The organism is Salinicola tamaricis (assembly GCF_003006155.1).
In the GTDB taxonomy this organism is placed as follows: Bacteria; Pseudomonadota; Gammaproteobacteria; order Pseudomonadales; family Halomonadaceae; genus Salinicola; species Salinicola tamaricis.
Genome location: NZ_CP023559.1, coordinates 526,221 through 552,216, shown reverse-complemented (window position 1 = coordinate 552,216; position 25,996 = coordinate 526,221). Strand labels below are relative to the sequence as shown.

The window sequence follows — 25,996 nt, the reverse complement described above, 5'->3', positions numbered from 1 at the left end:
CTGCTCCTGGCGTTGACGCTGTGCGGCGTCTTCACGCTGGCGCTGAGCCTGTTCGCGGGCGCAGGGCTTCCGCCTCGGCCTGGCGCCGTGCCTGTTCACGCTGCTGGTCTTGTGCCTCGGCCTGGCGCTTGGCGTGGGCCTGTGCGCGGCGTTCGCGCTCGGCCTGTGCGGCGGCCTCGCGCTGCTGCTCACGTTCGCGGCCTGCTGGGCCTGCTGGCGTCGCCACTGTTGCTGCTGCTTGTGCTCACGCCACTGGTTCTCGGCCAGGCGCCGGACCCGGTCCCGCCAGGAGGCGCGAGGCTCACCGGCGTGCGCCTGGGTCGAGCCGGTGTCGCCGGTTTCGGTCTCTGCGGTGTCTTCGGCTTCCGGCTCGGCGGCTGCCAGTGGCTGCGGTGGCTGAGATCCTCGGGCGCGGCCAGGGCGCGCCCGGTGACCTCGCGGTAGAGCGCGCGCAGGGTGTCCGGCGACACCTCGCAGAGATCGGCCAGAAAACGCAGGATATGGTGGTTGCGCAGACTCAGCGCGCCGTCACTGGTGGCGACAACCACCGCCCGGCGTAGAAAGGCGATGATCGGCCCGGACTGCTCCTTGGTCAGCACCTCGGCGGCGAGCTGAACGTCGCCCAGATCCTGTCGCCTGGCGGCTGCCAGCAGCGTTTCGAGGTCGCGGCGATGATGGGCGCGTGCGGCCAGACGCTCGAGATAGCGGCGGTCTTCATCGAGCGGGACGTGCTTGTTGGCAAACACCCAGCACAGCAAGAGCTCGGCGCTCTCACGCTGATGGGGGCTCTTGACGAGCAGCGACTCGAAGGCTGAGAAGCCGGTGGCGACCATGGGCGTTCCGCATGAGCCGATGCGGCGCATCGGTTAGCTGTTGTTTGTCGCCGAGTATACCCAAATCGCCCCCCCGACGTCAGCCCAGCAAGCCGCGTTCTATCGCCGCGGCGCCTCAGCGCATGCCCGAGCGCTTGGCGAGGTTCTCGGGGCCGAAGGAGTCGGGCAGCAGTGTGTCCATGGTGTAGCGCTTGAGTGGCTGGCCGTCGCCGTCGAGGACCACGATCGTGGTCTCGGGGGTGGCGAATTCGCGGATGCGCTGACGGCAGTCGCCGCAGGGCGTGCACAGGTGCTCGCCGGGGCCGATCACGTAGATCTCGCGGATACGCTGCTCGCCGTTGGAGACCAGTGCGGCGATGGCGCTGGCCTCGGCGCACAGCCCCTTGTAGTTGGCACTCTCGACGTTGCAGCCGACGTAGGTTTGGCCGCTGGCGCCGACCAGGACCGCCCCCACCGGGTGGGCGGAGTAGGGCACATAGGCATTGGCACGCACCGCGAGTGCGGCCTGGCGAATGCTCTCGGGGACCGCAATGTCGCTGGGCTCAGTCATGGCTCGGTTCCTGGTCGTCGCGCAGGAGCCCTTCCAGGGTGATCGCAATCATCTCGGCGAACCCGGTCTGGCGGGTCTGGGCGTCGAGTGCTTCGTGTTTGAGGATATGGTCGGAGACGGTGCACACGGTCAGCGCGCGGGCGCTGAACTCGGCGCAGACGCCGTAGAGCCCGGCGGCTTCCATCTCCACCCCGAGGATGCCGTGGCGCTGCAGGGTATGGAAGAAGGCGTCGTTCGGGGTGTAGAACAGGTCCGCCGAGAACAGATTGCCCACCTTTACCCGAGTGCCGCGCTCGCGGGCGGCATCCACCGTGTGCCGGGTCAGGGCGAAATCGGCGATGGCGGCGAAGTCGTGGCCGCCGAAACGGGTACGGTTGACGCCGGAGTCGGTGCAGGCGCCCATGCCGATGACGATATCGTTGACGCCGACATCGTCGCGCACCGCACCGCAGGAGCCCACGCGCACCAGGCGCTGGACGCCGTACTCGGTGATCAGCTCCTTGGCGTAGATGGAGAGCGAGGGGATGCCCATGCCGCTGCCCATCACCGAGATGCGGCGCCCGCGATAGGTGCCGGTGAAGCCGAGCATGTTGCGCACGCGGTTGACGCAGACGACGTCGTCGAGAAAGGTCTCGGCGATGAACTGGGCACGCAGTGGGTCGCCCGGCATCAGCACGGTGTTGGCGAAATCGCCCTCGCGGGCTTCGATATGCGGGGTTGGCATGTCAGTCTCCTGAAGATCGCGCGGCCAGTAGTGAGGTGCCGTAGTCCATGGCGTCCAGGTCGAAGAACTCGGCCAGGGTCTGGCCGATATCGGCGTAGGTGTCGCGGGCGCCGAGGTCGCCGCTGGGGCCACCGCTGGCGAGCAGCACCGGCACCTGCTCGCGGGTGTGATCGGTGCCGCGCCATGTCGGGTCGTTGCCGTGGTCGGCGGTGAGGATCAGCAGGTCCTCGGGGGCCAGCCTGGCCAGCAGCTCGGGTAGGCGGCGGTCGAAGGCTTCTAGCGCGCTGGCGTAGCCCTCAGGGTCGCGACGGTGGCCGTAGAGGGTGTCGAAGTCGACGAAATTGGTCATCACCAACGTGTTCACGGTAGCGGCCCGGGCGTCGTCGATCGCCGTCAGGGTCGCCGCGAACAGGGCCTCGAAACCGTGCGCCTTGCGCACCTCGCTGATGCCGCAGTGGGCGTAGATATCGCCGATCTTGCCCACGCCGAGTACCTGGCCACCGCCGTCGTGGAGCTTTTGCAGTACCGTGGGCGTGGGTGGTTCGAGGGCGTAGTCGCGGCGGTTGCCGGTGCGCTCGAAGGTGTCCGGGGTTTCGCCGACGAAAGGCCGGGCGATGACGCGGCCGATGTTGTAGGGCATCAGCAGTTCGCGCGCGATCTCGCACAGTCAGGTAGAGGCGGTCGAGGCCGAAGTGCTGCTCGTGGGCGGCGATCTGGAACACCGAGTCCGCCGAGGTATAGACGATCGGCTTGCCGCTGGCGATGTGTTCCGCGCCGAGGGCCTCGATCACCGGCACCCCGGAGGCGTGGCAGTTGCCGAGCACGCCGGGCAGCTCGGCCTGCGCGATCAGCGCCGCCAGCAGCTCCGGCGGAAAGCTCTCCTCATGCTCGGGGAAATAGCCCCACTCGAACAGTGCCGGCACGCCGGCGATCTCCCAGTGGCCGGAGGGGGTGTCCTTGCCGGAGGAGATCTCGCGCGCGCAGGCCCAGCCCCCGGCCGGCTCCGCCGGAGGCGTCACCCCGGCGGCCCAGCTGCCGGTGGCACGGTGATGCGCGTGATAGAGGCCGAGCTGTGCCAGATTGGGCAGTTCGAGCGGGCGTCCGGCCTCGGCACGATAGCGGGCGATATGCCCCAGGGTGTCGGCACCGGCATCACCGAAGGCCTCGGCATCGGGGGCGTTGCCGATGCCGAAGGAGTCGAGCACCAGCAGCACGGCACGGCGGGGGGCGACGGATGCGGTCATGGCAGATCCTCCTGGCGCAGGGTGGCGTGGACGAGCGGCGGTATCTCGGCCGCGCCCGCCTGCAGATGAAAGGCGTCGCTCAGACGCGCGCTCAGGGCCTCGGCCGCCTCACGATCGGCGGCGTGAACCCGCAGCAGCGGCTCGCCGGCGCTGAGTGTCTGGCCCAGTTCGGCGATATGCGATAACCCCACGCGTGGATCGATGGCGTCACCGGCATTGCGCCTTCCGCCGCCCAGCTCGACCACCGCGAGCCCCAGCGCGCGGGTGTCGATGGCGTGCACGACGCCGTCGCAGGGGGCGGCGACCTCGTGCACGACCGGTGCCGTGGGCAGATAGTGCATGGCGCGCTGGGTGAAGTCGGCAGGTCCGCCGAGGCCGTGGACCATACGCCCGAAACGCTCCAGCGCGGCGCCGTTGTCAAGCGTCTGTGCTAGGCGCCGCTCGGCGTCCTGGGCATCCCTGGCCAGCCCCGACTGGATCAGCATCTCGCTGGCCAGCGCCTGGGTCACCCGATAGAGCCGGCTGTGGCGGTCTTCTCCACGTAGTACCTCGAGTGCCGCCGCTACCTCCAGGGCATTGCCGGCACAGCGGGCCAGTGGCTGATTCATGTCGGTGAGTAGCACGCTGGTGGGGGTGCCGGCGGCGCAGCCGGTGGCGACGATCGCCTCGGCCAGCGCGCGGGCGGCTTCCGGGGTCGGCATGAAGGCACCGCTGCCCACCTTGACGTCCATCACCAGGCTACCCAGGCCGCAGGCGAGCTTCTTGCCCAGGATCGAGGCGACGATCAACGGCAGTGACTCAACCGTCGCGGTGACGTCGCGCACGCCGTAGAGGCGCTTGTCGGCGGGGCGAGCGCACGGGTCTGGCCGATGATGCGACGCCGACATCCTGTACCAGGTGCGGAAGGTGGCTTCGCTGGGAGAGACATCGTAGCCGGGATCGACTCCAGCTTGTCCAGGGTGCCGCCGGTATGGCCCAGGCCGCGCCCGGAGATCATCGGCACATGGCCGCCGCAGGCGGCGATCCAGGGGCCCAGCACCAGCGACACGAGGTCGCCGACGCCCGGTGGAGTGCTTGTCGAGCACCGGGCCGGCGAGATCGAGATCGTCCCAGCGCAGCACCTGGCCTGAGTCGCGCACCGCTTCGGTCAACGCGGTGGTCTCCGCCTCGCGCATGCCATTGAGATAGACCGCCATGGCGAAGGCGCCGATCTGGGCGTCGCCGATGGTGCCGTCGGCGATCCCGCGCATGACCAGATCGAGCATCCGCCGATCAAGGGTCTGGCCGTCGCGCTTACGTCGAATGATCTCCTGAATCAGCATCGTCGCTCCTCGTGGGCGGTTGTCACCACTCGTCTTCTCCGCTCGTTCTTTCCGCTCGATTCAGTAGCCGCTGTCCGCTGGCGTCGCGGCCTTGCCGAGAGGGTAGCGAGCAGTGCGTCGAGCAGCCCGGAAGCGCCGAAACGGAAGTGGGCCGGGGTCAGCCAGTCCGCGCCCATCAGGCGCTCGGCCAGCGCCAGGTAGGCCTGGGCGTCTTCGCTGGTACGAATACCGCCGGCGGCCTTGAAGCCGACATCGCGGCCGCTGTCGCGGATCGCGATGAGCAGGATCTCGGCGGCCTCGAGGGTGGCGACCTTGCCGGTGGAGGTCTTGGTGGAGGTCTTGAGGAAGTCGGCGCCGGCATCGAGGGCGATCTCTGCCGCCTGGCGGATCAGCTCGGGGCGCTCGAGCTCGCCGGTCTCGAGGATCACCTTGAGCCGCTGGTCGCCGCAGGCCTCGCGGCAGGCACTGACCAGCGCCCGGCCGGAGGCGGTGTCACCATTGATCAGCGCCTTGTAGGGGAACACCACATCGACCTCGTCGGCCCCGGCGACCACTGCCGCCCGGGTCTCGCGAGCGGCGCGCTCGGCGTTGACGCTGCCATCGGGGAAATTGGTCACCGTGGCGATACGTACGCGGTCGCGCAGCCCCAGTTCGCGCAGCTGGCGATCGGCGGCGTCGATGAAGGCAGGGTAGACGCACACCGCCGCCGGCGAGCCGAACTCGGTCGCCGTGCGCCGGCACAGCGCCTCGATGCGCGCGGCATCGTCGTCGGCGTTGAGCGAGGTCAGATCCATCATCGCCAGCGCCTGGCTGGCGGCCTGTTGGAGCGTCTTCATCCGGCTATCTCCTTACGCTTTGTCTGAAAATGCCTGCACTCGCCCATACGGCGTTAAAAATTGACTCAACATGCTCATTTACACCTCGTAAACTCCGCTCTTTCGTCAATTTTTGCCTTAGCTACGCGCCCCGGTCCTGCCATCGCTCGCCGGTTTTTCAGACAGAGCTACGCGCAGAGAGGAAAAGAGGGCGGCCCGGGCGAGTGGGGCGGCGTCTGTCCCTGCCGCCCCGGTTCGTGTCGGGCCCGCGGGCTCAGGCAGTACCGGCCAGGGCCAGGAAGATGCCTGCCAGGGTCGCCGACATCAGGTTGGAGAGGGTGCCGGCGAGCACCGCCTTTAGCCCGTAGCGGGCGATCTCGTGGCGGCGGTTGGGTGCCAGCGTGCCGAGGCCGCCGAGCAGGATCGCGATCGAGGAGAGGTTGGCGAAGCCGCACAGGGCGAACGACAGGATCGCCGCGGTGTGTGCCGACATCGCCTTGCCTGTCTCCGCCACCAGGGTGTCGCCGCTGATGTAGGGCGCCAGGTTGATATAGGCGACGAACTCATTGACCACCAGCTTCTGACCGATGAAGGAGCCGGCCAGGGTGGCTTCGTGCCAGGGGATGCCGAGCAGGAAAGCGAGCGGCGAGAAGAGCCAACCGAGGATCATCGAGAGGCTCAGCGAATCGACGCCGAACCAGCCACCGACACCGCCGAGAATGCCGTCGATCAGCGCGATCAGGCCGATGAAGGCGAGCAGCATGGCGCCCACGTTAGCGGCCAGCATCAGCCCCGAAGAAGCCCCGGTGGCCGCGGCGTCGAGTACGTTGGCCGGTTTGTCCTCGGCCTCGAGCACCTCCTTGGCCTTGCCGGTGTGGTCGTCCGGAGTCTCGGTTTCGGGCATCAGGATCTTGGCGAACAGCAGCCCGCCGGGGGCGGCCATGAACGACGCCGCGATCAGGTACTCCATCGGGATGCCGAGCTCGGCATACCCGGCCAGCACCGAGCCGGCCACCGAGGCGAGCCCGCCGCACATCACCGCGAACAGCTCGGACTTGGTCATGTTGGCGAGGAACGGCCGCACCACCAGCGGCGCTTCGGTCTGGCCGACGAAGACGTTGGCGGTGGCCGAGAGTGACTCGGTGCGCGAGGTGCCGAGCACCTTCTGCAGCGCGCCGCCGAGGATGCGCACCACCCACTGCATGATGCCCAGGTAATAGAGCACCGCGGTCAGCGAGGAGAAGAAGATGATGATCGGCAGCACCTTGATGGCGAAGACGAAGCCGATGTTGCTGGGGTCGGCGAGATTGCCGAAGAGAAAGCCGATGCCGTCGTTGGCGTAGCTGATGACCTGACTGACCGCCCCGGAGATGGCACCGAGCACGCTCTTGCCCACCGGCACGTAGAGCACGAAGGCGCCGATACCGGCCTGAATCAGAAAGGCGCCGGCCACGGTGCGCAGCCGGATCGCCTTGCGGTCGCTCGAGAAGGCGAGCGCGATCAGCAGCAGAACGACGACGCCGACCAGACCCATGATGAGTGTCATGTTGTTGTCCTTGGTGTTGGTCTCGGAGAGGAGGAATTGCGGTTCTGTGTGCGCTTTTTAACATTTTTATGTTTGTCTAGTCACTTATTGTTTTTATTCTGACAACGCCATAGAGTGAGTGACATCATCGCTCCTTGTCTGTCTGGCCGCTCCGCGGCGGCAGGGCTGCGCGCCGAGCAGGGCACCCTGGCGCGGCGCTGGCAGGGCGGAGATGAACCTGGCGCTAAGGCGCACCGGCAGTGACGCCGCGACAACAATCCTGGCGCGATAACAATGACGCCATGACAACAGACAACAACGAGGCATGGGAGAGGACATGAACGGGAACGGCATGAGCAAGGCCAGCGTCCTGCTGGCGCTGTGGGGGCTGGCGGTCACGCCGGCATGGGCGGCCGACGACGCGAGCGAGCAGGGCAGTGCGCCGGTGATCGAGCAGGAAACACCTGCCGAGGGACCGCAGGCGGTGGATGAGACCGCGGACGGCCCTTATCTCTCCGACTGGTACCACCAGAACCTGACCGTCATCGGCAGCAAGAACATTCGCTTCGGCCCGCAGCAGATCGACGATATCTATCTCGAGTACGAATTCTTCGGCCGTAAGGGGCCCCTGGATCTCTACGGCTATATCGACTTTCCCAAATTCTTCGGCATCGGCAATCGCCCCGACCGCGGCATCTTCGACAAGGGCTCGCCGGTCTTCATGGAGCTGGAGCCGCGACTGTCGATCGACGACATGACCGGGCAGGATCTCAGTTTCGGGCCGTTCAAGGAGTGGTTCGTCACCTTCGACTACATCTTCGACTGGGGTCACAACAGCGACAATCGCCAGAACACGCTCTATGCGGGGCTGGGGACCGATATTGACACCGGCTCGCCGCTGGGGCTCTCGTTCAACTTCTACAAGCGTCGCCAGTGGGAGAACTACGGCGCCGCCAACGAGAACTCCTGGGACGGCTATCGCGCCCAGCTCAACTACTCCTATCCGCTGGGCACTTTCGACAACGGCGCCTCGCTGGTCTATGTCGGCTTCACCAACCACGACTTCGGCTCGGACCTGGGTGATGGCAACTCGGTACGTACCAACGAGTCGACGGTGGCCACCAACGTGCTGCTGTACCAGTTCACTCACCTGCGCTTCATGGCGGTGGCGCGCTACTTCCATAACGGCGGGCAGTGGAACGACGGCGTCACCGCGCCCTTCCCCAATGCCAGTGGGGAAAGCTTCGAGCTGCGCTCTACCGGCTGGGGGTACTATCTGGGCGTCGGCTGGCAGTTCTGATCGGCCTGCCTGTCGAGCCGTCGCGTCATCGGGGAGCCTGCGGGCTCCCCGATGCGTCTGGGCGCTTAGATCAGGCCGTACTGACTGGCCTTCATCCGCAGATAGCCGAGCCCATCGGTCAGCACCTCCTCGCGGGAGGGAGCGACATCGCGCCAGACCGAGAGCGCGCTGGCCACTTGCGGTGGCACGGTGATGAAGCTCTCCATGGCCATGCCACCCTTGAAGTCGATGGCGGCGAGGGCGGCGAAGACCTCGTCCCAGGCGATGGTGTCGCGGCCGGGAGTGCCACGATCCGAGGCGGAGAGGTGGATGTACTTGAGGTGCTCGCGGGCGCGAAGAATGCCCTGGGCGATACCTTTTTCCTCGATGTTCATGTGGTAGGTGTCGAGGTGCACGAAGACGTTCTCGGCGCCGACCTTCTCGCACAGCCTGACCGCCTGGTCGGCGGTGTTGATCAGGTGATTCTCGTAGCGATTGACCGCTTCCAGCCCATACAGCATGCCCTTCGAGCGGGCGTAGGCGGCGGCACGTGCCACCACGCGTGCGGTGTCATCGAACTCCTTCTCGGTGGGGCGCTGGCCGGTGCGCTGACCGATACCCCCGTAGATGACCCCGCTCATGGCCTTGGCGCCGATCTCGGCCGACTTGTCGATGGCCATAGTGAGAAAATCCAGGGCCCCCTCGGGGTTGTTGGTAGGTAGCTTGTCCAGCGGTAGCCCGAGCGAGCAGACGCACGCCACCTCGGATTGCTCCAGTAGACGACGAGTATGCGCAGTGTCCACCCCCTCGGGGTCGAGCATGGTGATCTCGAGGAAATCGATATCGTGCTTGACCGCTTCCGGGATCGCGAATTCGGCGGCCTCCCGGTTCCACTCCATGGCCCACATGGCGGTGTGCACACCAAAGCCAGTGACACTCATAGGTTCATCCTTCTGTCGTTGATGTCTTGGATAGATCGATGTCGTGAATCACACCCAGCCGTGACGGCGCTGCGCAGCGTCAGCGATGTCGGCGACGATCACGGAGCCGACCCCACAGGTAGCGCACCACCATCACGGCGATGAGAATCCCGCCCCACAGGGCCGTGGCGAGGTGCTGATTGGTCCCGAGCAGGTTGAGGCCGGAGCTGATCACTTGCAGGATGATCAGCGCCATCACCACCGGGGCCACACGGCCGAAGCCGCCGAAGGGGTCGACTCGGCCGAGGAAACAGGCCAGCACAGTGATCAGCAGGTAGGCTTCGCCGTGGCCGACGCGCACCGAGTTGAAGCGGCTGGCCATGATGATCCCGGCGACGGCGCACATGACGCCGGAGAGCACATAGACCAGGGTCAGGGCGCGTCGCGTGCTGATGCCGGAGTAGCGCGTGGCTTCGGTATTCGAGCCCAGCATGTATATCGAGAAACCCAGGCGGGTACGATTGAGGATCAGCGCCCAAAGAGCGGCGCAGGCGGCGAACACCCAAAGCGGCAAGGGGATGCCGAGCCAGGTGCCCTGACCGAGGCCCACCAGCGCCTCGGGGAAGCCCGATATGCTGCCGCCACGGGTGAGGAACTCGCCCAGCCCGCGCAGGAAGATCATCATCGCCAGCGAGGCAAGGATCGGGTGCGCGCCGGTATAGGCGACGATCGCCCCCAGCGCCCAGCCGATCAGAGCGCCGCTGAGCAGCGCTGCCAGTATGCCCAGCAGGATCCCGCCCATGCCGGCCTCGGTACCACCCAGCCAGCCGATCACCCAGGCCATCACCAGGGCCGAGATGTTTGCCGAGAAGGTGATCGCCAGATTGAGTCCGCCGGATAGCAACGGGATCAGCATGGCCAGCGCCAGCAGGCCCAGTTCGGGGAGCTGAAAGGCGATCGAGGAGAAGGTGGCGCCGGTCAGGAAGCGATCCGAGAGCAGGCTGAAGATCACCACCAGAACCCCTAGCACGACCCCCATGCCGGCCAGCTCACCGCCCGCGGTCGTGGGGCGCGGGCCGCGAGCCGTGTGGTTCAGAAGACGCGAGATCACGGTCTGACTCATGACAGTGCCTCCTGCTGACGCGTGATGGTACGCCGGCGGGCAAGACGGGCGCGCAGGACGTCGAGGGTTTCTCCCGACATGCAGATGGCGATCAGAATGATGGCGCCGACGATCATGCGGAAGGCGTAGGGTGAGATGCCCAGGAGGTTGAGTCCGTTCTGAGTAATGGCGATCAGCGCCAGGCCCAGTACCGCCCCCAGCAGCGTGCCGCGCCCGCCGCCCAGGCGCGCACCGCCCAACACCACCGCGGCGAGGACCTCCAGCTCGCGCCCGTACAGCGCATTGGGCACGACTTCCTGGGCGTAGTGCATCTGCATCAGCCCAGCGATGCCGGCGCACGCCCCGAGCCAACCGTAAGCCAGGTAGTGCATCTTGCCGATACTGATACCCAGGCGGCGGGCGGCTTCTGGATTGTCGCCCATGGCGAATAGCTGACGACCCAAGGTCAGGCGGCGCAGCAGCAGCCAGGTCGCCAGCACCACCACGGCCATGATCGCCACCGGCAGCGTCAGTTCGGCCCAGCCATTGGCGGTTTCGTGCTCGAACAGCACTACACGCTCCACCAGCCAATCAGGCAGGTTGTAGATCGACACCCCATCGGTGAAGAACATCAGCAAGCCGAAGAACAAGTTGAAGGTGGCGATGGTCACCACGATCGAGATGATGCGGAAGTGATAGATGAGGGCGGCGTTGAAGGCGCCCAGCAGGGCACCGAAGCCGATCGACAGGGCGAAGCCGAGCGCCCAGCCGCCACCGCCGAGACTCAGCAGCGTGGTGGCGACCAGATACTGCACCACCGAGGCAGCCACGGCGAAGGAGATGTCGATACCGCCTGCGACCAGCACCACCAGCAGGCCGGCGGCGAAAATCACGTTGACCGCCGAGTAGTTGAGCAGGTCGAGCAGGTTGACCAGCGTCAGGAAGGTGTCGGTGGTCAGCGCGAGCCCGCCGCAGATCACCGCGATCACGGCGATCAGCCACAGCTCCGTGCTGCCCAGGCGGGGCAGGAATTTACGCATGGACAGCCTCCTCGATCTGCTCGAGCTCGGTGTTGGCGGGAATGAACGACTCGACCAGACGACCGTCGCGCATGTGCAGCACGCGGTCGGTGTTGAAATAGACCTCCGGGGTTTCGTCCGAGATCAGCAGGATCGCCATGCCCTGGGCGGCAAGCTCGCCGACGATCTCGAAGATGCCGGCACGCGCGCCGACGTCCACCCCCACGGTGGGGCTATCGAGAATCAACAGGCGCGGCTCGGTGGCTAGCCACTTGGCGAGCACGATGCGCTGCTGGTTGCCGCCGGAGAGGCTGGAGACCGGGTCCTGGGGCGTGCCGATCTTGACCTCGAGGCGTCGAACCCAGTCCGCCACCAGGCCGGTTTGCCGGCGCGGCGAGAGCAGTCCGGCCCGGTTCAGCAGGCGGCCGAGCACGGTGATGGCGATGTTGTCGGCGATGGCTTGCTGCTGCACCAGGCCGAGGGAGAGCCGATCCTCGGAGACATAGGCGATGCCGGCCCGGATGGCATCGCGATTGGAGGCCATCCTCAGCGGTCGCCCGTCGAGCAGGATCTGTCCGCGTTCGGGCCTGCGCATGCCGAACAGCGATAGCGCCAGTTCGGTGCGCCCGCGCCCAGGCGCCCGGTCAGGCCGACGATCTCGCCGGGGCGAATGTCGAGATCGATATCCTGATACTCGCCCTGGCGGGTCAGCCCTCTGACCGTTAGCCGGGGCTCGCCGCTGGCTGTCGGCGCGGGCCGGGTCTGGTAGTCGAATTGACGGCCGGTCATCAACTCGGTCAGGCGTGACTGGGTCATGCCGTCGGTGGCGTAAGTGCCAACGTAGCGGCCGTCGCGCAGCACCGTGACCCGGGAGCAGATATCCAGCACCTCGGCCAGGCGGTGACTGACGAATACCACCGCGATGCCCTGTGCCGAGAGTCGCCGCACGATGTCGATCAGTGCCTCGGTCTCGTGCCGCGACAGCGAGGCGGTGGGCTCGTCCATGAACACCAGCCGGGCGTTGGCGACCAGCGCCCGGGCGATGGCCACCAACTGCCGGTTGGCGATCGACAGCGAGGCCACCCGAGCGTCCATGGTCGATGTTCACGCCCAGACTGTCGAGAATCTCAGCGGCCTGCGCGCGCATCGCCGTGGTCTTGACCAGCCGCGGCCGGCGGCCGAGATTGCGCTCGAAGGCGATGTTTTCGGCCACGCTCATCTCGGGGAACAGGGCCAGGTCCTGCCAGATGACCTGAATGCCCAGCTCCCGGGCGCGGGCCGGGTCGATGCCGAGCATGTCCTCGCCGTCCCACTGCATGAGAGCGCCGGGCTCGGGGGCGTGAACGCCACTGATCGTCTTGATCAGTGTGGACTTGCCGCAGCCATTTTCGCCGGCCAGGCACAGCACCTCGCCGGGACGTACGTTGAAGGTGATGTCGTCCAGGGCCTGGACCCCGCCAAAGCGCTTGGAGACGTGCTCGAGGCGTAGTAGCCAGGGGCCTGGATCGATGTCGTCGGGCTGTGAGTGAGTCGGGGTGCGCATGGCCACCTCTGGCGTGATTCTGGGGGAGACGGGGGCGCCGGTACCCCGCTGATGGGGCGCCGACGCGTGGCGTCAGAGGCCGAGCGCGGCCAGCTCGTCGACGGTCTTGTCGTTGATCTCGACCAACTGGTCGACAATGATGTCGCGATGTTTGACGTCGGGATGGATCACGCCGAGGCCCTCGATCTGCATCCCGTCTTGCAACTGCTTGCCTTCGGCCAACAGGGTGCCAAGGGTGACGAAGACTTCGCCGGCTTGTTTCGGATTCCACATGAAGCCGCCGCTGAGTACGCCGTCATGCACCAGGCGGCGACCTTGGCCAGGGGAGAAGGGGCCGAGCACCACGACTTCGCCGCTGCGGCGGCGCTCTTTCACGGCCCGGGCTGCGCCGATCGGGCCCTGGCTGCCGAAGGCCAGAATGCCGCCGAGGTCATCATGAGCACGCATCAGGTCGAGGGCGGTGCGCCGGGAAGCGTCGACATCCTCCGCCACGCCGTAGCGATCACCGGACAGCTGCATGTCGGGGTAGTGCGCCTTGATATAGGCGATGGCAGCATCGGCCCAGGCATTGTGCAGGGGCACGCTGAGCCCGCCGACGAACACCGCGTATTTGCCGCTGCCGTCCATCAATTCGCCTAGCCGCTTGCCATACGCAGCGCCGAAACCTTTGACCGAGGCGAGCTCGAAGTCCCAGTCGACGTTCTTCTGATCGGGGGATTCATGGGTCAGCACGATGATGCCCTGTTCCCGGGCACGAGCCAGTACCGGCTCGAGCACCTGGGCATCGTTGGGTACCACACCGATCACATCTACGCCCTGGGCGATCAGGTCTTCGATGGCGCGCACCTGCAGGGCGGGGTCGGCACTGGTCGGACCTACCATGAAGGCGTTCACGTCCAGCGCCTTGGCGCGCTCCTCGATACCGGCCTCCATGGCATTGAACCAAGGGATTCCGCCGATCTTGGCAACCACGCCGATGGTGAGTCCTTGGCGAGCGCGGGTCCTGTCGTCAGCGCCAGGCACAGGGCGGTGGCGGCGAGAGGTAGCCAGCGGCGCGGGCGTTTGATGCGAGTCATGTGCAGTCTCCCATTGCTGTTGTTGTGGGCGTTGCCTTGCGCGGTGTCGTTGGGTGATAGCCAGGTGGCCGTGCCTGCGACGTCGCTGCTGGTTGGGCCGTCAGGCGGTCGTGTCACCCGCTGCGGTTATTAGCAAAAACCTTTTAGCTTGTGGCGTCAATGCGATCGTGGCATCGTCTTTAGTCACATATCACCGGCTGGCGCCCCGGCGTTGGAGACCGCTATGACCAAGGCGACCCGGAAAGGGGGCATTACGATTCGAGACCTGGCCCAGGCGGCGGGGACCTCGATCTCGACGGTCAGCTTCGTGCTGAACGGCAGTTGGCGACAGCACCGCATCAAGGAGGCGACGGCCGAGCACGTGCTGGCGGTAGCCAGACAGATGGACTATCAGCCCAACCAGCGCGCCAGGGGGTTGCGCATGCAGCGGTCGTCGCTCGCCGGCATGATCGTGCCCCATCACCGCAACCGCTTCTTTGCCGGCCTGATCGAGAGCTTCGAGAGCGAAGCGCGGCGTCGTTCGCTGGTGCCGATCGTGGTCAGCACCCAGCGTGACCAGGAGATCGAGACGCAGGTCGTCGAGACACTGGTGGCGCAGCAGGTGGAGCTGATGGTGATAGCGGGCGTGCGTGATCCGGAGCCGCTCAACCAGCTGTGTCTCGCCCGAGGTGTGCGCTGTGTCAACGTCGACCTGCCGGGCGCCAATACCTTCTCCGTGGTGACCGACAATGTCGGCGGTGCCAACAGCCTGGCGCAGTGGCTGCTGGATGGCACTGCCGCCCACGAGCGGGTGATCTTTCTTGGTGGCCGGGAGTCTGAGTACGCGACGGATCAGCGCGTCGCGGGCTTCATGGCAGCGTGCCAGGCGCGTTCCCGCCAGGTCGAGCCAAGCGACATCCTGCGCTGCGGCTACAGTCCGCTGGCGGCAAAGAGCGCGCTCGAGGCGCTCTTTGCCGACACGGATCGGCCGCCTGCTGCCCTGCTGGTGAACTCGATCACCGCCTTCGAGGGCTTCGCCATGTTCTGGCACGCCCATCCAGAACGGGTACGGCATGTCCGTCTGGCGTGTTTCGACTGGGACCCCTTCGCCGCCTGTTTGCCCCTCGATACCATCATGTTGCGTCAGGACATGGAGAAGATGATTGCGACCTGCTTCGAGTGGTTCGATCGCGCCGACGAGCGTACCGGCGAGGTGGCGATCATTCCGCCGCGTCTGGTGATTGGCGACCCCTCGGAGTCACTGCTGACACAGGAGACGATAGCGGATGCCGACCCCCATCACCCTCGATGATCTACTGGCTCGCCTCACTCCCCTGATGGCAGGCCCGGAACGCCGGATCGTGGCGCTGGCGGGGCCGCCCGGCGCGGGCAAGAGCTATCTCGCGGCGCGCCTGGTGGAGGCGCTGGCGGTGTTCGCCCCCGGCCGCGCCGAGATTCTGCCGATGGATGGCTTCCACTACGACGACACCCTGCTGACGCAGCGTGGTGACCTCGCCCGCAAGGGGGCACCGCATACCTTCGACGTCGAGGGGCTGGCGGTTACGCTCCAACGGATCGCTGCCGATGACGGTAGCGTCGTTGCGGTGCCGGTGTTCGATCGCGCGATCGAGATTGCTCGGGCGGCGGCGCGGCTGATCGGCCCCGAGGCGCGGTTGATCATCGTCGAGGGCAACTACCTGCTGCTCGATGACCCACGCTGGGAGCGATTGGCCGAGAGGTTCGATTTGCGTGTCTTCATCCAGGTGCCTGAACGCACGCTGGAGCAGCGTCTGGCCCGACGCTGGGCGCATCTATCCGCGGCTCAGCGTGAGACCAAGCTGGAGGGCAACGACCTGCCCAACATGCGCCTGGTCCTGCAGCACGGGAGCTGCGCGGATCTCTATCTAGACAACGGCTGATGACCGGCGCCGCGATGCGGCAGGGCATGCGAGTGGCGCGCCGTCGGCAACGTTAGTCGCATCGCCGGCGCCTCGCGGCTAGCGTGGCCGGCGCGTCGAGGCAGGCCCCGCGGCAGAAGACTGCGTGCTGGAATGTTCTTTTTTTCACATCTTCGTGTTTCCGTAGTCACGGATTGTTTTTGTGCTGACAGCCACATAGAGTGAACGCGGCTCGCGAGCCGCGTGGGAGCAGGCGTTCAGAGGGCCTGGGGCCGCGGGCGACTGTGCTTGGGTCATCGGGCCTGGCCGATAGGGCGTGGCGAATAGCGCTTGCGTGAGCGTGCTTGGGCGACAGAGTCATAGGCAGAGAGTGAGGAGAGGCGACGATGGCGATGCGGCGAAGGAGCACGAGCCCATGAACGGACGCAGTGCGCAGCGTCTCGAGCGGCTGAGCGAGGCGCTCAAGCGTGCCGGCACCTTACCGCTCGCCGAGGCGGCGGCGCTGTGCGGGGTCTCGGAGATGACCATCCGGCGTGATATCGCCGCCAGCAGTGGCACCATCGCCTCGTTCGGCGGCCATCTGATGATGGCCGACAATCCGCAGTTCGCCGCCGCTTACCATCTCGATACCCAGAAGGATCGCTTCGCCGCGGCCAAGGAGCGGTTGTGCCGGGAGGCCGCCGCACGCGTCGAGGAGGGCGATACGCTGTTCATCGACTGCGGTACCACGCTGGCGCCGCTGTGCGCACAGCTGCCGCGCCAGTTGAACGTGACCGTGGTCACCTATGCGCTCAATGTGGCCAATGCCTTCAGCCAGCGCGATATGCCCAACATGCGCCTGGTGGTGCTGGGTGGGCTCTACTATCCGGCGTCGCAATCCTTCGGCGGTCAGGACGTCACCACGGCGATCCGGCGCCTGGGCATCAACAAGGCGTTCATCTCGGCCGCCGGGGTGCAGATCGACAAGGGCGCCAGCTGCTTCCACTTCCATGAGGTGGCGCCCAAGCAGGCGGCCATCGAACACGCCGAGCGCAGCATCCTGGTCGCCGACGAGAGCAAGCTGGAGGTGATGCGCCCGGCGTTCTTCGCCGAGCTTGCCGAGTTCGATGCGGTGATCACCAGCGGCGAGCCGGGGCGTGCCTGGCAGGCGCGTGTCGCCGCCGCAGATGGGCCAGCGGTTAGCGTGGTCTGAGTGGCCCGAGAGCGGGCTTCTGGTTATTCTCCGATTTCCTGTGACTGGTACGATAGCATGGTGAAATATTCCTGCTTTTCACAGGAAGATTTCCGCCGTTCGGGCACTTACCATCCGGGTAACCGTTTTTCTTATCGTCTTCGGATCGGATATGCAGCGGGGTGCCGCCGTAATATTCGTCTGATGTCTGCTGCAGGAGCCCTATCATGTCTTTGCCCGTTCCCTCCGCCAGTGCGCCTTTCTACCCCGCTGCCATCGCCGGCCATGACAGCCAGGCGGGGGCGCGCTATACGCTGCGCTCGCCGGCCAGCGGTGAGTCCATCGCTGAGGTCGCCGACTGTAGCGCCGAGGCCGCGCAGTTGGCGGCAGACAATGCTCAGCGCGGCTTCGAGCAGTGGCGCCGGACCACGCCATTCGAGCGGGCGGCGCTGCTGAAGGCGTGGCACGCGGCCATGCTCGAGGCCAAGGAGACACTGGCGCTGACCATGGCCCGAGAGATGGGCAAGCCGATTCGCGAAGCCCGCGGCGAGGTCGACTACGCGGCCGGTTTCATCGAGTGGTTTGCCGAGCAGGCCAAGCGCATCGATGGCGATATCCTGCCCAGCCCGCAACCGCAGAAGCGTCTGTCGGTGCTGCGCCAGCCGGTGGGCCCGGTGTTCGCGATCACGCCGTGGAACTTCCCGGCGGCGATGATCACGCGCAAGGTGGCACCGGGGCTGGCGGCCGGCTGCTCGGTGATCGTCAAGCCCGCCGAGCAGACCCCGATCACCGCGCTGATGCTGGCCGAGCTGTGGCGTCAGGTGGGTGGCCCGGCCGAGGTGTTCCAGGTGATCACCGCCGAGCGTCCGGCTGCGATCAGCGAGGTGCTGATGGCCGATGCGCGCATTCGCAAGCTCACCTTCACCGGCAGCACCCCGGTGGGCAAGCGCCTCTACGCCCAGTCCGCCGCCACCATGAAGCGTATGTCACTGGAGCTGGGCGGACACGCCCCCTTCCTGGTCTTCGATGATGCCGATATCGACGCTGCGGTGGCCGAAGTGATGGCAAGCAAGTTCCGTAACGGTGGCCAGACCTGTGTCTGCACCAACCGTATCTATGTCCAGCGCGGTATCTTCGATGCTTTTGCCGAGCGTCTGGCCGCGGCAACCGCGGCGCTCAAGATAGGCGATCCCGAAGACGAGGCGACCCAGGTCGGGCCGCTGGTCAGCCAGGCGGGGCGCGACAAGGCCCAGGCGCACATCGACGATGCCCTGACCAAGGGCGCGCAGCAGCTGACGCCGGCTTTGCGCGTCGACGGACTCTATGTCGCGCCGACGGTGCTGACCGGGGTGACGTCGGAGATGCGCATCATGCAGGAGGAGACCTTCGGCCCGGTGGCGCCGTTGATCGCCTTCGACGACGAGGCGGAGGCGATCGCCGCGGCCAATGACACCCCGTTCGGTCTTGCGGCCTATCTGTGGACGCGCAGCCTCGGTCGCGCGGCGCGTGTCTCCGAGGCGCTCGACTACGGCATCGTCGGCGTCAACGACGGCGCACCGTCGGTGCCGCATGCACCCTTCGGTGGGGTCAAGGACAGCGGTCTCGGGCGCGAGGGCGGCCACTACGGCATCGACGAGTATCTCGACTGCAAGTTCGTCTCCACGCGCCTGGATACCTGATGGTCGAGGCGCCCTCGGTGCCGCCGGCGGAGCTGGATCTGGCCACGGCACTGCGCGAGACCAAGTTGCGCCACGCCCGCGTGGTGGCCGGAGAGCGTTCGCTCTCGCGGCCGCTGCGCTGGGTTCACATGGTCGACCACCCGGATATCATCGCGTGGGTCCAGCCGGGCCAGCTGCTGCTGACCACTGGCTACCACTGGCCGGATGAGCCGGCGGCGGAGCGCGCGCTGATCGAGGCACTGGCTGAGAAGGAGCTGGCCGGTGTGGCCTTGGCCGTGCCGCGTTTTCTCTCGGCGTTTCCGGCCACCAGCCGGGAGGTCGCCGAGGCGCTCGACTTTCCGCTACTGGAGATACCCTGGGATGTGCCCTTCAGCCAGATCACCGAGGAGGTGCACGCCTGGCTGATCGCCCGCCAGGGGCAACTGATCGCGCGCGCCGAGCGCATTCATCGCGATCTCACTCGTTCGGCATTGACCGCAGGCAGCCTGGGGGATATCGCCGTCGCTCTGAGCGAGCTGCTCGGGCGGGCGGTGCTGTTCACCGGACTCGAGGGCGAGTGGCTGGGCGGCAGCAGCCAACGTGATGCCTGGCCCTTGCCGACGTCAGCGGCGCAGCAGGCGGCGGAAGCAGTGACGGGCAGCCAGGCGTGCTCGCTGGACGATCCGGCGCGCGATGGCCAGCGCTGGCTGGCATGCCCGGTGCGCATTCAGGAGGCGCGGGCGGCACTTTTGTGGATCGATGAATCCGGCGCCCGGGTGAGCGAGCTGGAGCGCCGCGCGGCGGAGCAGGCGGCGCTGATCTCGGCACTGCATCTCTCGCACCAGCGCGCGCTCCAGGCCCAGGAGTCGCGGCTCGGTTACGCCTTCGTCGACTCGCTGCTGGAGGGGCGCTTCGAGGCTACGCCAGCGGCGCTGGAGCGTGCCACCCTGCAGGGCTGGGAGCCCCAGGCGTCGTATCAGGTCTGCGCCATTCTGCTCAACGAGCCGGTGCCGCTCAGCCCTGAAGGGCTCTCACGGCGCGAGCGCTGGGAGCGCCGCCTGAGCCGCTACCTGCAGGGGATCGAGCAGCCGGCGTTGATCTCGGTTTCGCTCAACCAGTTGCTGTTTCTGTTGCGTAGCGATGTGTCGCCTGCGGTGTTATGGCGGCGGCTGGGCGACGGCGAGTCGGCGATGGCGGTCAGCCGGCAGGTGCGGGGTGCCGCGGAGACCGCCAAGGGCGCCGACGATGTGGCACGGTTGACCGCTACGCTGCGACCGGGGGAGCTGCGCGATTTCGAATCGATGCTGTTCAGCCGGGTGCTGGAGGGTGACGACGACGCCCGCCGGCTGTTTCTAGCGCGGATCACCGAGGCGCTCGATCCGGCCGAGCGGGGCACCAGCCTGCGTCACACCCTCGCGGCGTTGGCCGACCACGGCTTTCATCTGGCGCAGACGGCGCGCGCGCTGGAGATCCATATCAGCACGCTGCGCTATCGCCTGGAGCGTCTGCGCGAGGCGCTGGGCATGGATCTGGACGATACCGAGGTGCGCCTTCAGCTGCAGGTGGCGATGCGCCTGTGGGCGCTGAAGGACGACTGATAGGCTCGCCACTCCCGGCGAGCCCCATGACGATGACTGACAAGAGGCCGACCGATGCAACTGACCGATTTCGATACCCTGACCTTCGATGTCTACGGCACCCTGATCGACTGGGAGAGCGGTATGGTGGCTGGGCTGCAGCCGCTGCTCGAGCGCACTGGGCTGAGCCTGAGCCGAGACCAGGTGCTCGAGGCGCATGCGCGCCACGAGTCGAGCCAGCAGCGCTATACCCCGCACCTGCAGTATCGCTGGCTGCTGGCGGTGGTCTACAAGCGGCTGGCCGAGGAGTGGGGTGTGACGGTGACTCACGATGAGTGCCTGGCCTACGGCGACTTCGTCAAGCAGTGGCCGGCCTTTGCCGATAGTGCGGCGGCACTCGGCTATCTCAAGCAGCACTACAAGCTGGTGGTGCTCTCAAACGTCGACAACGAAAGCTTCGCCTACAGCCAGCGCAAGCTGGAGGTCGAGTTCGATGCGGTCTATACCGCCGAGGACATCGGCTCCTACAAGCCCTCGCCGCGCAATTTCGACTATCTGCTGGAGAAGCTCGGCGAGCGCGGCATCGACAAGACGCGCATCCTGCATACCGCGGAGAGCCTGTTCCACGATCATCAGCCGGCCAACCAGCATGGGCTGGCCAACTGCTGGATCTATCGCCGCCACGATCAGCAGGGCTTCGGCGCGACCATGGACCCGGGTGGGATGCCGCGGATCGACTTCCGCTTCGACAGCATGGCGGCCCTGGCGGACGCGCACCGCGAACTAGTGGGCTGAGTCGTTCGAGCGCCACACCTGGGTTTCGTCGATACCGAGGGCACGGAACTCGGCCTGGCGCAGTGGGGCTTCCTCGCGCATAAAGAATTCATCGAGCTGGGGCGGTGCGATCTCCGTGGACGAGAGCATGGCGTGGACCTGACCACGATGATGGGTCTGATGCACGAAGAGGTGCGCCAGCACGCGATGGGTGGGCTCGTGCTGCTGGTGCGTGCCGCGTGGCAGGACGGTCTCGCGCGTCAGCCACGCGGGCGTGGCGCTCTCGCACAGGGCGATCAGACGCCGGTCGAGCCTCTCCTGGGCCGGTTGCAGAGTGTCGATCGCGGCGTGGGGGAGTTCGTCGTCGAAGGCGCCTTGCCCCAGCGTGCCGCCTGCCAGGGCATCGATGTAGTAGGCGTCGACGATCAGAATATGGTTGAGCGTGGCATGAATCGAGGGGAAGAAACCGCTGCGTTCGGCGTACAGCGCCTCCGGCGACAGCTCGGCACAGGCCGTGAGCAGGCGGTGATTGGACCAAAGGTTGCAGTAGGCTTGGTGACGAAAGTGTTCGATCATGGCGGAAATTCCTCGCGCTCGTCGCGGCGTCATCGTTGGAGTTCGATATGGAAATGCTACACGGTCTGGTGGTGATCACCTTCGTTCATCTGCTGGCGGCGGCTTCGCCAGGGCCGGATTTCGTGCTCGTCACCCAGCAGACGCTGAGTCGCGGCCGGCGGGTGGGGCTGTTGTGCAGCCTGGGCATTGCGCTCGGCCTCTCGATCCATATCGTCTACTCCGCCTTCGGGCTGGCGGCGGTGATCGCCAACTCGGCCGAGGCGCTGTGGGCGATCAAGCTCCTCGGCGGGGCCTACCTGCTCTATTTGGGCATCAAGGGGCTGCGCTCGCGCCCGGCGCTGAACGAGGCCGGCGCGGCTACCGGTTCGATACCTGCCCTCCCGCGTTCGGCCTGGCGCGTCGTCGGTGCCGGCTTTCTGTGCAATGCGCTCAACCCCAAGGCGCCGATTTACTTTGTCGCGCTGTTCACCATCGTGCTGTCGCCGGCGATGCCGCTGCATCAGATCGCCATCTATGGCGTCTGGATCATGCTGCTGCAGCTGGGCTGGTTCTCGGCGGTGGCGCTGTTGCTGTCGACGCCGCGCATTCAGCGCGCCTTCCAGCGGGGCAGTCACTGGATCGACCGCGTACTCGGTGCGGCGATGATTGCGCTGGGCCTCAAGGTGCTGATGACGCGGGTATCGAGCTGACCCTGGCCGCTGTCGCCCTTGGCCTGTATCCGTTCGACGCAAGACTGTGATCCACGTCGAGCCTTTGCCTCTCGCCGGGCTTTTGGGCATCCTGCTCGCACCCATTCAACTGGTGAGGAACGCGCGTGAAAACCTGGCTACGTGATCTACCCAAGGTCGAGCTGCATCTACATATCGAGGGGTCGCTGGAGCCAGAGTTGATGTTCTCGCTGGCGGCGCGCAACGGTGTGAGCTTGCCCTACGCCACGGTGGACGAAGTCCGCGAGGCGTACGACTTCAGCGATCTGCAGTCGTTTCTCGATCTCTACTATCAAGGCATGCGAGTTCTGCGCACCGAGCAGGATTTCTTTGATCTGGCGATGGCCTACCTGGAACAAGCCCATGCCGAGGGCGTGGTGCACGTGGAGCTCTCCTTCGACCCGCAGGCGCACCTGAACCGCGGCGTCGAGCTGGCGGTGCCGTTCGAGGGGCTCAATCGCGCCCGGCGTCAGGCTGAGCGTGAGTGGGGCATGACCAGCGCGCTGATCATGAGCTTCTTGCGTGATCGTGATGCCGCCGAGGCGATGGCGGTGCTGGAGAAGGCGGCGCCCTACTACGAGACGATCGATGCGGTGGGGTTGGACAGCGCCGAGGTGGGTAATCCGCCGACCAAGTTCAGTGCGGTGTTCGAGCGTGCCAAGGCGCTGGGTATCCCGCGGGTGGCGCATGCCGGTGAAGAGGGCCCGGCGGCCTATATCAGCGAAGCACTGGATGTTCTCGACGTCTGCCGCATCGACCACGGCGTCGCCTGCCTGCAGGACGCGGCCCTGGTCGAGCGGCTGCGCCAGAAGCAGATGCCGCTGACCGTCTGCCCGCTCTCCAACGTGCGTCTCAAGGTGGTGGCGGAGATGACCGACCACCCCTTGCCGCAGATGCTTGAACAGGGGTTGAAGGTGACGCTCAACTCCGACGATCCGGCCTATTTCGGTGGCGGCGTGCTGGAGAACTATCTCGCCTGCGCCGAGGCTTTCGCCTGGGATCGCGCGACTTTCAAACAGCTGGCGGGCAATGCCATCGATGTCGCCTTCATGCCGGAAACGCGGCGGGCGGCACTGCTGGCGCAGCTAGACGCCTGCTGATGGTGTGATGGCCTGACAAGTCTCATCAGGTCAGCACAGCTGAAAAAAGGACGCGGTATCGGGTCATCGATACCGCGTCCTTGTCGTTGTGGCGCTTGCCTCGGCCCAGTCGGCTCAGAGTGCGTCCAGCGCCTGCGCGAAGCGGGTCACCGCGCCATCGATATCCTCCAGCTTGTCCAGCCCGAACAGGCCGATACGGAAGGTCTGGAAGTCGTCACCCTCATCGCACATCAGCGGCACGCCGGCGGCGATCTGAACGCCCTGGGCGGCGAAGCGCGGGACCAGATCGCTCTCCCGGGTATAGCTGACCACCACGCCTGGCGCTTCGAACCCTGCCGCGGCGACGCTGGGATAGCCACGCTCGGCCAGTAGCGCGCGGACCCGCCGGCCCAGCGCCCACTGCGCCTGCTCGAGCGTGTCGAAGCCGTCCTGCTCCATCTCCTGGATGGTGTGGTAGAGCCGTGTCAGGCCGTCGGTCGGCAGTGTAGCGTGATAGGCGTGCCCGCCATTCTCGTAGGTTTCCATGATCCCCAGCCAGCGCTTGAGATCGGCGGCGAAACTGCTGCTGCTGGTGTGCTCGATATGCGCCCGCGCGCGTTCGCTGAGCATCACCATGGCGCAGCAGGGCGAGGCGCTCCAGCCCTTCTGCGGGGCGCTGATCAGCACGTCCACACCGGTCGACTGCATGTCGACCCAAACGGTACCCGAGGCGATGCAGTCGAGCACCAGCAGGCCGTCGACCGCGTGCACCGCTTCGGCCAGCTGGCGTAGATAGTCATCCGGCAGCAGCACCCCGGCTGAGGTTTCGACGTGTGGCGCGAAGACCACGGCCGGGCGCTCTGCGTGGATGGCGGCGACCACCTCGTCGATCGGCGCCGGGGCAAAAGGCGAGTGGGCGTCGCTGCCCTGACGCTGGGCCTTGAGCACCTGGGTGGCGGCGGCGATGCGGCCCTGGTCGAGAATCTGGGTCCAACGGTAGCTGAACCAGCCGTTGCGCACGATCAGGCAACTGGCGTCGGTGGCGAACTGGCGCGCCACGGCCTCCATGCCGAAGGTGCCACTGCCGGGTACGATGATGCTGCTGTGGGCGTTGTAGGTACGCTTCAACAGGCGTGAGAGTTCGCGCATGACCTGCTGAAAGCTCTGCGACATGTGGTTGAGCGAGCGGTCGGTATAGACCACGAGTATTCCAGCAGGCCGTCGGGGTCGACGTCCGGGCGAAGTGCCGGCATAGGCGGGCTCCTTGAGGTGGAATGAAGGGAAATCAGCGCGCAGCGGCCGCGACGGCGGGCAGCGTGCGCAGATAAGGCACCAGGCGCGCCAGCGCCTCCTCGGCCAGTGCGGGAGCGATGGCGAAGCAGATGCGCAGGTAGTCCTCTCCCTCCGGGCCGAAGGCGCTGCCGGGTGCCACGCCGACCTTGGTGTCCCGCAGCAGCTGCACCGCGCGCTCGAGGCTACTGCCCCGCAGCCCGTGCACCTTGAAGAAGAGATAGAAGGTGCCCTGGGGTGTGAATACGGTGACGTTGTCCAGCGCTTCCAACCCCTGGACCAGGATATCCCGCGATGCCCGGCAGCGGGCGATCTGATGGGCGATGAAGTCATCCCCGGTGTCGAGTGCCACCTGGCAGGCGCGCTGCACGAAGGGGGCGACACCGGTGGTGTTGTACTGACACAGCCGGGCGAAGAGGGTCTCCATGCCGCTGGGGCAGACGACCCAGCCGGCACGCCAGCCGGTCATGCACCAATTCTTCGAGAAGGTGTTGGTCACCAGCAGACGGTCGGTGTCGTCGCACAGCTGCAGAAGAAAGAGGGGGCCGGCCCCTGACCGTCGTAGACGAAGTGGTTGTAGACCTCGTCGGCGACGATCCACAGCCCGCGCTCGCGGCAGAAGTCGCGTAGTCGCTGCATGTCGGCCAGGGGCATGCGCCAGCCGGTGGGGTTGGAAGGCGAGTTGATGAAGATCGCTCGCGTGCGTTCGGTGACCGCGGCGAAGAGAGTGTCGAGATCGAGCGTGATGGCGCCATCGGCATGGAACTCGAAGGCGACCGCGACATTGACGCCACCGCAGATCGCGACCACCTGCTTGGCGTTGGGCCAGGCCGGCGAGGGCATGATCACTTCGTCGCCCTCGTCGAGTATGGCCTGCATGGCCATGACCACGGCGTTCATGCCGCCGATCGAGACGCAGAAGCGCTCGGGCGCTACGTCGACATCCCAGTGGCGTCGATGATAGTCCGACAGTGCCTGTCTCAGGCCAGGCGTGCCCTGGGAGTAACCATAGCGAGTATCGCCCGCCTCGAGCGCTGCGATGGCGGCCTCGCGGATCGGGTGGGCGTGGGTAGATCGCCTTCGCCGATCCAGAGGCGGACCACGCTGTCGTCGTGCCGCGCCAGGTCTGCCACGGTCACAATCTGGTTGTCGGGCATCTCGCGTACCCGGGAAGAGCTGAACGGTTGCAGGGCAACGGGGATCACGTCGGGCATGGGGGTAGGTACCTGGTGGCATCTGCTCGCTCGATCATATCGGGGAAGTCGCGAGCTGGCTAACCGTCATCCTGGAAGCTTTCCGGCTAACAAACCATAACAATTTGGTTTTCCTAAGTTT

The 25,996-nt window shown here is 66.3% G+C and carries 25 protein-coding genes and 3 pseudogenes; 9 read left to right on the top strand and 19 right to left on the bottom strand.

Features of this window, described 5'->3' with window-relative positions; translation table 11 throughout:
• Positions 1 to 31 precede the first annotated feature (31 nt).
• The 8 genes and pseudogenes from CN538_RS19735 to CN538_RS02430 form a co-directional block, all read right to left on the bottom strand.
• Positions 32 to 226, bottom strand: a complete 195-nt coding sequence (locus CN538_RS19735) for a hypothetical protein (protein ID WP_129591283.1) — start codon at positions 224 to 226, stop codon at positions 32 to 34.
• Positions 189 to 833: a hypothetical protein gene (locus CN538_RS02460; RefSeq protein WP_106418454.1), complete on the bottom strand. Its 645-nt coding sequence runs from the start codon at positions 831 to 833 to the stop codon at positions 189 to 191. Before CN538_RS02460 ends, CN538_RS19735 begins: the two co-directional genes overlap by 38 nt.
• Before the next feature lie 115 nt (positions 834 to 948).
• Complete coding sequence (locus CN538_RS02455; protein WP_106418453.1) at positions 949 to 1,383, bottom strand: cytidine deaminase; 435 nt, start codon at positions 1,381 to 1,383, stop codon at positions 949 to 951.
• Positions 1,376 to 2,107 (bottom strand): purine-nucleoside phosphorylase, encoded by a 732-nt coding sequence (deoD, locus tag CN538_RS02450; RefSeq protein ID WP_106418452.1) that lies wholly within the window; start codon positions 2,105 to 2,107, stop codon positions 1,376 to 1,378. The genes CN538_RS02455 and deoD overlap by 8 nt, the downstream gene beginning before the upstream one ends.
• Before the next feature lies 1 nt (position 2,108).
• Positions 2,109 to 3,351 (bottom strand): annotated as a pseudogene (locus tag CN538_RS02445) (phosphopentomutase).
• Complete coding sequence (locus tag CN538_RS02440; protein WP_422917539.1) at positions 3,348 to 4,673, bottom strand: thymidine phosphorylase; 1,326 nt, start codon at positions 4,671 to 4,673, stop codon at positions 3,348 to 3,350. The pseudogene CN538_RS02445 and the gene CN538_RS02440 overlap by 4 nt, the downstream one beginning before the upstream one ends.
• On the bottom strand, positions 4,667 to 5,509 hold the full coding sequence (gene deoC / locus CN538_RS02435; RefSeq protein ID WP_106418451.1) for a deoxyribose-phosphate aldolase: 843 nt from the start codon (positions 5,507 to 5,509) through the stop codon (positions 4,667 to 4,669). The genes CN538_RS02440 and deoC overlap by 7 nt, the downstream gene beginning before the upstream one ends.
• A gap of 253 nt (positions 5,510 to 5,762) precedes the next feature.
• Positions 5,763 to 7,034, bottom strand: a complete 1,272-nt coding sequence (locus CN538_RS02430; RefSeq protein ID WP_106418450.1) for a NupC/NupG family nucleoside CNT transporter — start codon at positions 7,032 to 7,034, stop codon at positions 5,763 to 5,765.
• Between the two features lie 316 nt (positions 7,035 to 7,350).
• Between CN538_RS02430 and CN538_RS02425 the strand changes: the two genes are divergently transcribed.
• Positions 7,351 to 8,313 carry a nucleoside-specific channel-forming protein Tsx gene (locus CN538_RS02425; protein ID WP_242495492.1) on the top strand — a complete coding sequence of 321 codons (963 nt, stop codon included), beginning with the start codon at positions 7,351 to 7,353 and terminating at the stop codon, positions 8,311 to 8,313.
• 65 nt (positions 8,314 to 8,378) lie between these two features.
• Here the strand turns inward: CN538_RS02425 and CN538_RS02420 are convergent, their stop codons facing one another.
• From CN538_RS02420 to CN538_RS02400, 7 genes and pseudogenes are all read right to left on the bottom strand, one after another.
• Complete coding sequence (locus tag CN538_RS02420; protein ID WP_106418449.1) at positions 8,379 to 9,233, bottom strand: sugar phosphate isomerase/epimerase family protein; 855 nt, start codon at positions 9,231 to 9,233, stop codon at positions 8,379 to 8,381.
• Positions 9,234 to 9,312: 79 nt separating this feature from the next.
• Positions 9,313 to 10,335, bottom strand: a complete 1,023-nt coding sequence (locus tag CN538_RS02415) for an ABC transporter permease (protein WP_106418448.1) — start codon at positions 10,333 to 10,335, stop codon at positions 9,313 to 9,315.
• On the bottom strand, positions 10,332 to 11,354 hold the full coding sequence (locus tag CN538_RS02410) for an ABC transporter permease (protein ID WP_106418447.1): 1,023 nt from the start codon (positions 11,352 to 11,354) through the stop codon (positions 10,332 to 10,334). The genes CN538_RS02415 and CN538_RS02410 overlap by 4 nt, the downstream gene beginning before the upstream one ends.
• Positions 11,347 to 11,907: pseudogene (locus CN538_RS21720) on the bottom strand (ATP-binding cassette domain-containing protein); the annotation flags it as partial. The pseudogene CN538_RS21720 and the gene CN538_RS02410, both read right to left, overlap by 8 nt.
• Complete coding sequence (locus tag CN538_RS21715) at positions 11,880 to 12,428, bottom strand: ATP-binding cassette domain-containing protein (protein ID WP_242495490.1); 549 nt, start codon at positions 12,426 to 12,428, stop codon at positions 11,880 to 11,882. The gene CN538_RS21715 and the pseudogene CN538_RS21720, both read right to left, overlap by 28 nt.
• 67 nt (positions 12,429 to 12,495) lie before the next feature.
• Positions 12,496 to 12,876, bottom strand: a pseudogene (locus CN538_RS25895) (ATP-binding cassette domain-containing protein); the annotation flags it as partial.
• A 72-nt stretch (positions 12,877 to 12,948) separates the two neighbouring features.
• Complete coding sequence (locus CN538_RS02400) at positions 12,949 to 13,848, bottom strand: substrate-binding domain-containing protein (protein ID WP_242495488.1); 900 nt, start codon at positions 13,846 to 13,848, stop codon at positions 12,949 to 12,951.
• Between the two features lie 327 nt (positions 13,849 to 14,175).
• On the opposite strand from CN538_RS02400, the gene CN538_RS02395 reads away from it, so the two are divergent.
• From CN538_RS02395 to CN538_RS02370, 6 genes are all read left to right on the top strand, one after another.
• Complete coding sequence (locus CN538_RS02395; RefSeq protein WP_106418446.1) at positions 14,176 to 15,243, top strand: LacI family DNA-binding transcriptional regulator; 1,068 nt, start codon at positions 14,176 to 14,178, stop codon at positions 15,241 to 15,243.
• Positions 15,218 to 15,850, top strand: coding sequence for a nucleoside/nucleotide kinase family protein (locus tag CN538_RS02390; RefSeq protein ID WP_106418445.1), 633 nt, complete (start codon positions 15,218 to 15,220; stop codon positions 15,848 to 15,850). Before CN538_RS02395 ends, CN538_RS02390 begins: the two co-directional genes overlap by 26 nt.
• A 394-nt stretch (positions 15,851 to 16,244) precedes the next feature.
• The gene (locus tag CN538_RS02385) at positions 16,245 to 17,021 is read left to right on the top strand and encodes a DeoR/GlpR family DNA-binding transcription regulator (protein ID WP_106418444.1); all 777 of its coding nucleotides are present in this window, start codon (positions 16,245 to 16,247) and stop codon (positions 17,019 to 17,021) included.
• A gap of 206 nt (positions 17,022 to 17,227) precedes the next feature.
• Positions 17,228 to 18,679: an NAD-dependent succinate-semialdehyde dehydrogenase gene (locus tag CN538_RS02380; protein ID WP_106418443.1), complete on the top strand. Its 1,452-nt coding sequence runs from the start codon at positions 17,228 to 17,230 to the stop codon at positions 18,677 to 18,679.
• On the top strand, positions 18,679 to 20,256 hold the full coding sequence (locus CN538_RS02375; protein ID WP_106418442.1) for a PucR family transcriptional regulator: 1,578 nt from the start codon (positions 18,679 to 18,681) through the stop codon (positions 20,254 to 20,256). The genes CN538_RS02380 and CN538_RS02375 overlap by 1 nt, the downstream gene beginning before the upstream one ends.
• Positions 20,257 to 20,310: 54 nt before the next feature.
• Positions 20,311 to 21,030 (top strand): haloacid dehalogenase type II, encoded by a 720-nt coding sequence (locus CN538_RS02370; protein WP_106418441.1) that lies wholly within the window; start codon positions 20,311 to 20,313, stop codon positions 21,028 to 21,030.
• Here CN538_RS02370 and CN538_RS02365 read toward each other — a convergent pair.
• Positions 21,019 to 21,585 (bottom strand): DinB family protein, encoded by a 567-nt coding sequence (locus tag CN538_RS02365; protein WP_207233604.1) that lies wholly within the window; start codon positions 21,583 to 21,585, stop codon positions 21,019 to 21,021. The genes CN538_RS02370 and CN538_RS02365 overlap by 12 nt on opposite strands.
• A gap of 47 nt (positions 21,586 to 21,632) precedes the next feature.
• Between CN538_RS02365 and CN538_RS02360 the strand changes: the two genes are divergently transcribed.
• Both CN538_RS02360 and CN538_RS02355 read left to right on the top strand, forming a co-directional pair.
• On the top strand, positions 21,633 to 22,274 hold the full coding sequence (locus tag CN538_RS02360) for a LysE family translocator (RefSeq protein ID WP_106420526.1): 642 nt from the start codon (positions 21,633 to 21,635) through the stop codon (positions 22,272 to 22,274).
• 125 nt (positions 22,275 to 22,399) lie between these two features.
• Positions 22,400 to 23,392 (top strand): adenosine deaminase, encoded by a 993-nt coding sequence (locus CN538_RS02355; protein WP_106418439.1) that lies wholly within the window; start codon positions 22,400 to 22,402, stop codon positions 23,390 to 23,392.
• 114 nt (positions 23,393 to 23,506) lie between these two features.
• On the opposite strand, the gene CN538_RS02350 is transcribed toward CN538_RS02355, so the two are convergent.
• The 3 genes from CN538_RS02350 to CN538_RS23980 all read right to left on the bottom strand — a co-directional run bounded on the left by CN538_RS02350 (position 23,507) and on the right by CN538_RS23980 (position 25,897).
• Entirely contained in the window at positions 23,507 to 24,574 is a 1,068-nt protein-coding gene (locus tag CN538_RS02350) for an aminotransferase class V-fold PLP-dependent enzyme (RefSeq protein ID WP_422917538.1), read from the bottom strand.
• A gap of 82 nt (positions 24,575 to 24,656) precedes the next feature.
• Complete coding sequence (locus CN538_RS23985; protein WP_277985080.1) at positions 24,657 to 25,130, bottom strand: aminotransferase class I/II-fold pyridoxal phosphate-dependent enzyme; 474 nt, start codon at positions 25,128 to 25,130, stop codon at positions 24,657 to 24,659.
• A 26-nt stretch (positions 25,131 to 25,156) separates the two neighbouring features.
• On the bottom strand, positions 25,157 to 25,897 hold the full coding sequence (locus CN538_RS23980; protein ID WP_207233602.1) for an aminotransferase class I/II-fold pyridoxal phosphate-dependent enzyme: 741 nt from the start codon (positions 25,895 to 25,897) through the stop codon (positions 25,157 to 25,159).
• Positions 25,898 to 25,996: the final 99 nt, after the last annotated feature.

Excerpts from the sequence above, each read along its gene's own strand:
- CN538_RS02460 (WP_106418454.1), bottom strand. The coding sequence starts at position 833 with ATGGTCGCCACCGGCTTCTCAGCCTTCGAGTCGCTGCTCGTCAAGAGC.
- CN538_RS02455 (WP_106418453.1), bottom strand. The coding sequence starts at position 1,383 with ATGACTGAGCCCAGCGACATTGCGGTCCCCGAGAGCATTCGCCAGGCC.
- deoD (WP_106418452.1), bottom strand. The coding sequence starts at position 2,107 with ATGCCAACCCCGCATATCGAAGCCCGCGAGGGCGATTTCGCCAACACC.
- CN538_RS02440 (WP_422917539.1), bottom strand. The coding sequence starts at position 4,673 with ATGCTGATTCAGGAGATCATTCGACGTAAGCGCGACGGCCAGACCCTT.
- deoC (WP_106418451.1), bottom strand. The coding sequence starts at position 5,509 with ATGAAGACGCTCCAACAGGCCGCCAGCCAGGCGCTGGCGATGATGGAT.
- CN538_RS02430 (WP_106418450.1), bottom strand. The coding sequence starts at position 7,034 with ATGACACTCATCATGGGTCTGGTCGGCGTCGTCGTTCTGCTGCTGATC.
- CN538_RS02425 (WP_242495492.1), top strand. The coding sequence starts at position 7,351 with ATGAACGGGAACGGCATGAGCAAGGCCAGCGTCCTGCTGGCGCTGTGG.
- CN538_RS02420 (WP_106418449.1), bottom strand. The coding sequence starts at position 9,233 with ATGAGTGTCACTGGCTTTGGTGTGCACACCGCCATGTGGGCCATGGAG.
- CN538_RS02415 (WP_106418448.1), bottom strand. The coding sequence starts at position 10,335 with ATGAGTCAGACCGTGATCTCGCGTCTTCTGAACCACACGGCTCGCGGC.
- CN538_RS02410 (WP_106418447.1), bottom strand. The coding sequence starts at position 11,354 with ATGCGTAAATTCCTGCCCCGCCTGGGCAGCACGGAGCTGTGGCTGATC.
- CN538_RS21715 (WP_242495490.1), bottom strand. The coding sequence starts at position 12,428 with ATGGACGCTCGGGTGGCCTCGCTGTCGATCGCCAACCGGCAGTTGGTG.
- CN538_RS02395 (WP_106418446.1), top strand. The coding sequence starts at position 14,176 with ATGACCAAGGCGACCCGGAAAGGGGGCATTACGATTCGAGACCTGGCC.
- CN538_RS02390 (WP_106418445.1), top strand. The coding sequence starts at position 15,218 with ATGCCGACCCCCATCACCCTCGATGATCTACTGGCTCGCCTCACTCCC.
- CN538_RS02385 (WP_106418444.1), top strand. The coding sequence starts at position 16,245 with ATGAACGGACGCAGTGCGCAGCGTCTCGAGCGGCTGAGCGAGGCGCTC.
- CN538_RS02380 (WP_106418443.1), top strand. The coding sequence starts at position 17,228 with ATGTCTTTGCCCGTTCCCTCCGCCAGTGCGCCTTTCTACCCCGCTGCC.
- CN538_RS02375 (WP_106418442.1), top strand. The coding sequence starts at position 18,679 with ATGGTCGAGGCGCCCTCGGTGCCGCCGGCGGAGCTGGATCTGGCCACG.
- CN538_RS02370 (WP_106418441.1), top strand. The coding sequence starts at position 20,311 with ATGCAACTGACCGATTTCGATACCCTGACCTTCGATGTCTACGGCACC.
- CN538_RS02365 (WP_207233604.1), bottom strand. The coding sequence starts at position 21,585 with ATGATCGAACACTTTCGTCACCAAGCCTACTGCAACCTTTGGTCCAAT.
- CN538_RS02360 (WP_106420526.1), top strand. The coding sequence starts at position 21,633 with ATGGAAATGCTACACGGTCTGGTGGTGATCACCTTCGTTCATCTGCTG.
- CN538_RS23985 (WP_277985080.1), bottom strand. The coding sequence starts at position 25,130 with ATGACCGGCTGGCGTGCCGGCTGGGTCGTCTGCCCCAGCGGCATGGAG.
- CN538_RS23980 (WP_207233602.1), bottom strand. The coding sequence starts at position 25,897 with ATGCCACCAGGTACCTACCCCCATGCCCGACGTGATCCCCGTTGCCCT.